General features: G+C 65.1%; 8 protein-coding genes. 1 reads left to right on the top strand and 7 read right to left on the bottom strand.

Going from position 1 to position 6,590, the window contains the following annotated elements; translation table 11 throughout:
- The coding region (locus tag ACESMO_RS08820; RefSeq protein WP_372707791.1) for a hypothetical protein at positions 1-854 on the top strand (854 nt) is incomplete at its 5' end.
- A gap of 377 nt (positions 855-1,231) precedes the next feature.
- On the opposite strand, the gene ACESMO_RS08825 is transcribed toward ACESMO_RS08820, so the two are convergent.
- The 7 genes from ACESMO_RS08825 to ACESMO_RS08855 form a co-directional block, all read right to left on the bottom strand.
- Positions 1,232-1,477, bottom strand: a complete 246-nt coding sequence (locus tag ACESMO_RS08825) for an acetyl-coenzyme A synthetase N-terminal domain-containing protein (RefSeq protein ID WP_372707798.1) — start codon at positions 1,475-1,477, stop codon at positions 1,232-1,234.
- 9 nt (positions 1,478-1,486) lie between these two features.
- Positions 1,487-1,612 carry a hypothetical protein gene (locus tag ACESMO_RS08830; protein WP_372707792.1) on the bottom strand — a complete coding sequence of 42 codons (126 nt, stop codon included), beginning with the start codon at positions 1,610-1,612 and terminating at the stop codon, positions 1,487-1,489.
- A 116-nt stretch (positions 1,613-1,728) separates the two neighbouring features.
- Complete coding sequence (gene pseI / locus ACESMO_RS08835) at positions 1,729-2,772, bottom strand: pseudaminic acid synthase (protein WP_372707793.1); 1,044 nt, start codon at positions 2,770-2,772, stop codon at positions 1,729-1,731.
- Entirely contained in the window at positions 2,769-4,334 is a 1,566-nt protein-coding gene (gene pseG, locus ACESMO_RS08840; protein ID WP_372707794.1) for a UDP-2,4-diacetamido-2,4,6-trideoxy-beta-L-altropyranose hydrolase, read from the bottom strand. Before pseG ends, pseI begins: the two co-directional genes overlap by 4 nt.
- A 2-nt stretch (positions 4,335-4,336) precedes the next feature.
- Complete coding sequence (gene hisF / locus ACESMO_RS08845) at positions 4,337-5,119, bottom strand: imidazole glycerol phosphate synthase subunit HisF (RefSeq protein WP_372707795.1); 783 nt, start codon at positions 5,117-5,119, stop codon at positions 4,337-4,339.
- The gene (gene hisH, locus ACESMO_RS08850) at positions 5,113-5,757 is read right to left on the bottom strand and encodes an imidazole glycerol phosphate synthase subunit HisH (RefSeq protein ID WP_372707796.1); all 645 of its coding nucleotides are present in this window, start codon (positions 5,755-5,757) and stop codon (positions 5,113-5,115) included. Before hisH ends, hisF begins: the two co-directional genes overlap by 7 nt.
- Positions 5,754-6,470 (bottom strand): hypothetical protein, encoded by a 717-nt coding sequence (locus tag ACESMO_RS08855; protein WP_372707797.1) that lies wholly within the window; start codon positions 6,468-6,470, stop codon positions 5,754-5,756. Before ACESMO_RS08855 ends, hisH begins: the two co-directional genes overlap by 4 nt.
- Positions 6,471-6,590 lie beyond the last annotated feature (120 nt).

Genomic DNA, 6,590 nt, shown 5'->3' on the forward strand with positions numbered 1-6,590 from the left:
ACACCCTCTATCGCGGCGTGCACGAGCCTTTGATCAGCGAAGCGACCTTCAAGAGCGCTGCGGCCCTGATGAAGCGGCTTCACGCGCAATGGCGTGAGCGCCGACCGCTGCCGCCGCCGTTCCTTCTGGAAGGACTGCTTCAAACGCCGGCGGGCCAGGCCTTCGTCATGGAGCAGATCAAGCACCACCCCGGCCGGGCGAGATTCTACCGCTTCCCGGATACCGGCGGGAAGGTGACCCGGGCGTCGGAGCGATCCACCAACCGGGCCGTGATCGATACGCTGTGCACCTTTCTCCTCGGCCTGCAGTTTACTGTTCCCCATACCGCGGGGGCCCGTGACGAGATCGAGCGCGTCGCCGCGGTCCTGCGCACCGGCGCGCCAGAGACCGCCAAACAGGTCCTCCACGAGGTCGTGTCCGCCGTCTATCTGGATGAAACCAATCTCAGCATTCACGTCCGGGCTTCCGGAACGCACGGCCTGCTCGTGGCCGACACAGAGATCGCCGTCCGGGCGAGGCTCAAAGGGGCACGGCATTACTTGGCGGTCGGGGCAGAAGGCGTCCGCCGAAAACCCCACGCCGGCATGATCAGGCTTTTGGGGAATGCCTCCCGATGGATGGATGATGTGGTGTCCGGCCGGGTGACTTCCCTGTCAGCGATCAGTCGGCGCGAGGGCCTCAGCCTGTCCAGGGTCTCCAACATCATGGAGCTCGCCTTCCTGGCTCCCGACCTGAAGACTGCCATCGTCAACGGCGAACATCCCGTTGGTCTGACCTCCAGCGCCCTTCAGAATGCCTGTCCGCTGCCATTGTCCTGGGAAGCCCAGCGCCGGGTGCTTCACTTCCGCCCCTGACGACGCCGACGGTTGGGTAGGGTCCCTGTATTGCGGCTTGGTTTCCCTGCTAACCCGCAAATAATTCCCTGCTTCGATCGGCCAGTTGATGTCCGAACTCGAAGGAATATTGGGCGAAGACAAAGGGATACGCGAGGCCCTGCGCAACGCAGAGGGCTCGATTTTATCAAGTACAGGGTAAAATTTCCCTGTTAGCAGGGAAATGCGCCTTCCACGGACCTCAAGACCGGCCGAAAATCGGAGAGGCATTTTTCTCTGATTGCGGTATACTGCGAGGGCAGAGTGTGGTCGGTCGCACCGGAAGGTTCTCTACTACCGATTTGTACCGCGTAACGATCGGAAGTTCGGCCTCGATCGACGGGTAAAACTCTTCTATATCAAAGACTTACATCGGCTGACATCCGGCAGACTTCGGCGTGCAGTTCGCGGTAGGTCAGGCCGCCGGACTGGGTGGGTTCATCCCCCTCCCACAGGATGGCGGTCTGGTCACCGCGCATCTCCAGATGCCGGTCGAGGCAGTTCCAGGCCACATTCAGAACCCCATCCTCGAACCATCGGATGCGAAAGTCAGCCTTGTCGAACGACACATCCTTGATAGTCGTCGGCTGTGTCATCCAGTCCAGCCGCCGGGCCTACTCGGCCCAGAAGGCGTCGGGCGTCTCGCGCGCGGCGACCCGCGCTGCCTCATACCCCGCCCTCGTCATCCGGGCGCGCTGGGCCCATTCGGAAGGGACGGGATAGAGGTCGGGGTCGGTCATGGTGATAACCTTGAACTGCGCCGCGCGAGAGTCGCTCGACGAGACTGTAGCGAAAGGCTGCGGCTCTCACATCCTCATGGCCGCAGGCCCGCCCTGAACCGATGTCAGCGCACGATCTAGGCCAGCAGGTCCCAGCTCACAGGGGTGCCGGCGGGCGCATCGCGCGAAGCCCGGCGGCCGATCACGGAACCGATGAATTTTGGCGGCAGTCCGAACCCTGGCCGGACCGCCCTGACGCGGGTTTCGTCAAGGATGTCGCCGGCCTTTACATCCACCGCGATATAGAGAGAGCGCCGGAACGCCAGGGATTTGAGCTCGGCCTGCGTCGGACCATAGCTGACCAATCCGAGCGCCAGCCGCGCATTCTCGACCTCGTCGCAGAGCAGCCGCAACTCATGCGGTTCCATCGAGAAGGCGGAGTCCACACCGCCGTCGGCCCTCGCAAGCGTGAAATGTTTCTCGATCAGGGTCGCGCCCAGCGCGACGGCCGCGACCGCGACGCCGGAGCCCATGGTGTGGTCGGACAGGCCGACCTCGCAGCCGAACAGGGCGCGCATATGCGGGATAGTCGCGATATTGGTGTTCTCGGCCCTGGCTGGATAGGTGCTCGTGCATTTGAGCAGCATCAGGTCCGTGCAGCCGGCGTCGCGCGCGGCGCGCACCGCGTCGTCGATCTCGCCCGCCGTCGCCATGCCCGTCGACATGATCATCGGCTTTCCGGTCGATCCGACCTTTATGATCAGCGGCAGGTCGATGATCTCGAAGGACGCGATCTTGTAGGCCGCGACCCCGAGGGTCTCGAGGAAATCGACGGCGGTCGCGTCGAAGGGCGAACTGAAACAGTGCAGGCCATGGCCGGCGGCGCGCTCCATGATCGGCCTGTGCCACTCCCAAGGGGTATAGGCCTCCTGGTAAAGCTCGTAGAGCTGGCGGCCGTCCCACAGGCTGGCGGGATCCTCGATCACGAACCCGGGCATACGAACGTCGAGGGTCATCGTGCCGGCGGTATAGGTCTGCAGCTTGATCGCGTCGGCCCCATGGGCGGCGGCGGCGTCGACGATCTCGAGCGCCCGATCGAGCGACTGGTTATGATTGCCCGACATTTCGGCGATGACGTAGGGGCGATGCCCTGCGCCGATGATACGATCACCAATCTTCATGACACCGACTTCCGCTGGGCGACGTGCTTGGTATAGCGCGGAGGCGCGCCGGAGTATCCACAACTGACGAACAACCGGGCCGAGACAGCGTTGTCCAGCATGACAGACGCGGTGAATGTCGCGTCGCCGAGCCAGTCCGCCATCACGTCTCTCTCGCCCGCCAACAGCAGGTGTGGGCCCAGTCCCAGCCCCGGCAGGTCCGGGTCGAGGTAGAGGGACACCTGGAGCGCACCCTCCTGCATCCGGTCGAAGCGGATGCTGCCAATGGCTGAGCCGCCGATCTCGCCGACATACAGCCGGCAATCCTCGGCGGCCAGTTTGCCCGCCAGCCAGTCCATGTGGCTTGCGAGTGCAATGGGTTCGCTGGTCCCGGAGATCGCACGAATGTCGGGGTGGTTGCGCCAGGCGTGGAGCTGCGCGCCGTCCTCCAGCGTGGCCCGCCGCAGCGTCATGGATGAAGCGAGAAGGCAGAACGTGACACGATCCGCGCCGCGCCCATCGACCAGAGCCCTGCCGCGTTCGGACAGTTTCAGCCGCGCGTCCGGGTCGGCCACGAGTTCGCGAATGACATCCACAAGGTCAGGCGCGGAGCCCGGCGTGTCCGTCCCAGGGTCATCGCTGAGGCGCGCGGGACGCACGGTTCCGTTCGCGGCGAGCATCGGGATCACCGCCAGCTGGTTGGGCGCAAGGACCAGAGCGATCGACGGCGCACCCATGCGGCAGCGCTCGTAGGACGCCGTGCCGCCGCCGCCGATCTGGAGATCGTGCCGCGCATAGAAGGCGCTAAGATCGGGAAGGTCGAGCAAGAGACGGGCGTCGGGATCAGCGGCGCAGGCCGCGCCCAGAGCCTCAAGCCGGGGATTGGCCGAGGTGGACACGACCTCGATCAGCCCGTCGAAACCGGCGTCCTCACGGCAGGCCTTCAGGACCCGCGCGCTGACGCCGCCGGGATCGGTCCCGCCCATGAAGACGCCGATGCTGCGAACCTGCGGATGGAACGGATAGGGCGTGGCCGATCGATAGGCTTGGGACAGGATCGCAAACCGGGGTCCCCCCAGAATGCGGGTCTTGCGCTCCAGACGGCCCTGGTATTTGCGGCCATGATCTTCGGCCAGATTGGCGTCGAGCAGAACGTCCACGGCGAGGGGACGATCGGCCAGATCGTCGATGGCCATCAGCCTGCAGCCGAGGCCCTGACGAACCTGATCATGCCAGCGGGCGTCCAGGGCATAGTGGTCGACGATCACCCAGTCGGGCTCCAGGCCGCGCAATGCCTCAACCGTGTCGGACGCATCCTCGGCCCACCCGGCGCCGCTCCAGTGCTGATAGGATGAATCCTCCGACCGTGGCGACGCCGAGCCAGACCCCGGCACCGGCGGATCGAGCCAGACGACGGAAAAGGGCTGCGACCCCAGCGCGACCGCGCTAACTGCATCATGACGGCGAACGACGAAGCGGACGTCCGCACCCTTGTCGATCAGGGCGGCGGCCAGCGTCATGCAACGACGCAGATGCCCGGTTCCCATCTCCAGCGACGCATCGACCCTTATGCCAACCCGCATGGTCAGGCGTCCTGATCGGGTTGGTAGGGTTTTCGGACCGGTATCCCTGCGGCGGCCAGCGCCGCCTTGGCACCCGCCGGCGTCTGTTCGGTGAAGTGGAAGATGCTCGCGGCCGCCACTGCGGACGCTCCGGCCTGCTGCACCGCGCAGACCATGTGCCCGTAGTTGCCGGCACCGCCCGACGCGATCACTGGAATCCGGACCGCGCCGGCCACCCGTTCGATCAGGGCAAGGTCATAACCCTCCATCGTGCCGTCGCGCTCGATCGAGGTGATCAGGATTTCGCCCGCTCCGCGATCCTCCAGTTCCCGGGCCCAGTCCGCGACCTCTCGCCCGGTCGGCGTCTGGCCCGCGTGGCTGAAACAGGCCCAGCCGCCGTCCGGCTGGGCCCTCGCATCGATGCTGGCGACGGCGCATTGGGCACCGAACTTCATGGCGATCTCGGTGATGAGGCCGGGGTTCTCATAGGCGGCCGTATTGACGCTGACCTTGTCGGCACCCGCCCGCAGGAGCCGCTGCACCTGCGCCAGGTTGGTGATCCCGCCGCCGACAGTCAGGGGTACGAAACAGTCCTGGCCGAAGTCGTTGACGGACTCGAAGTCCGGGTCGTCTCCGGTGCCGTGCGCGAGGATGTCGACCAGGATGAGCTCATCGACCTCGCGCTGATTATAGACCTTGATCGCCGGCAGCACCGGCCCGACCCGCCGCCAGCTGTCGAAGCCGACACCCTTGACCAGCCCGAAGCTCTTCCAGAGCAGGGTCGGGATGACGCGGACCTTCAGCATTGGGGCCCGGACAGGAAGTTGCGGAGCAGCCGCGAGCCGGCCCTGGAGCTCTTCTCGGGGTGAAACTGGGTGCCCCAGACGTGACCTCGCCGGACCGCGGCGGTGACCGGCACACCATAGTCCGCGGTCGCCAGCACGTCCGCAGGGTCCTTGGCGACGAAGGCGTAGCTGTGCACGAAATAGAAGTCAGTGCCGTCCGGGATGTCTGTGAACAGGCTGTCCCTGGGCGTGGTGCTGACGATGCCGTTCCAGCCCACGTGGGGCAGGCGCAGGGCGCAGCCAAGCGTGGAGAGGTGCTCGACCCGGCCGGGAATGAAGCCCAGCCCCGGCGTGCCCTGGGGATCATCGGGCCCGGCCCCCTCCAGTCCGAAGTCGGCCAGCAACTGCATGCCGACGCAGACGCCGAGCAGGGGCCGATCGTAGCCCAGCACTTCCTGACGCAAGGCCTCCATCCAGCCGCCCTGGGACAACAGGCGCGCGCAGTCGACGAAATTGCCGACGCCCGGCAGGATCAGACAGTCGTTCAGATGCATGTCGACCGCTCGGTCCACCAGGACCGGTGACACGTTGAGCGCCTCCACGGCTCTGAGAACGGAACCGAGGTTGCCCACGCCGTAGTCGAGCACCCCGACTTTCATGGATTGTCGAAATTCAGCTTGGTCAGGTTGCCGTCGCGGTCCTTCACCAGCGCGCCGGCCACATCGCGTTTGAAGATCTTCTTGTTGGTGAACTTGTCGCAGATGCGGATGAACTCATCGACCGTGATGTCGAGCGGCCGCAGGATGTCCTCGAGCGACTTGCCGAGATAGCTCCACGGAAACCGACCATCCAGCCGCTGGACCGCGTCCAGACCATCCTGACGGGTCAGGCGTTCGCGACGGATGTGCAGACAGGCCAGATCCGTCGCGCGGCCAAAGCCGAATTTCAGGAATTTGAAATAGTCGTGGATGCCGGTCTGATGGTTGTCGAGGTTCTCGTAGTTGACCATCGATCCCTCGACGGTCTTTTCGTAAACGTGCAAGCCGTTTGCGGTCGCGATCAGCGTGTTGGCCAGCCCGTCCCAGGGGATGTAGTGGCCGAGGAACAGGCCAGTCACGCCGACGCGGGCAAGCTCCTCGTCGGTCGGATAGGCGTAGTTGATCAGGTGTCTGGCTTCGATGCCTTCCTGCCCGATCAGGTCCGACACGCGCATGCCGAGCAGGCCACCGAATTCCTCCAGCCAGCGCCGATTGAGAACATTGCCGTGAGCGGCCGCCGCCGGCCCGCCATACTCATTCTGCGAGTTTTCGCCCCACACGATCAGCGGCACGTTGAACTGCACCGCCGCCCGGACCGTTACTTTCGCGACCATCGCTCGCTCCGCCTTTGTTCTGCTCTCGCCATGCAGCATATAGGGGCGATGAGCGACCCCATCGAAACCGCCATCTTCGAAAAACTGGCGAAGGCCGACCCCAAGGGCGTCGGCGGCAAG

Origin of the sequence: Brevundimonas sp. (assembly GCF_041688735.1) — a bacterium.
GTDB lineage: Bacteria > Pseudomonadota > Alphaproteobacteria > Caulobacterales > Caulobacteraceae > Brevundimonas.

Coding starts and splice junctions, on each gene's coding strand:
- ACESMO_RS08830 (WP_372707792.1), bottom strand. CDS start 1,612: ATGACCGACCCCGACCTCTATCCCGTCCCTTCCGAATGGGCCCAGCGC.
- pseI (WP_372707793.1), bottom strand. CDS start 2,772: ATGAAGATTGGTGATCGTATCATCGGCGCAGGGCATCGCCCCTACGTC.
- pseG (WP_372707794.1), bottom strand. CDS start 4,334: ATGCGGGTTGGCATAAGGGTCGATGCGTCGCTGGAGATGGGAACCGGG.
- hisF (WP_372707795.1), bottom strand. CDS start 5,119: ATGCTGAAGGTCCGCGTCATCCCGACCCTGCTCTGGAAGAGCTTCGGG.
- hisH (WP_372707796.1), bottom strand. CDS start 5,757: ATGAAAGTCGGGGTGCTCGACTACGGCGTGGGCAACCTCGGTTCCGTT.
- ACESMO_RS08855 (WP_372707797.1), bottom strand. CDS start 6,470: ATGGTCGCGAAAGTAACGGTCCGGGCGGCGGTGCAGTTCAACGTGCCG.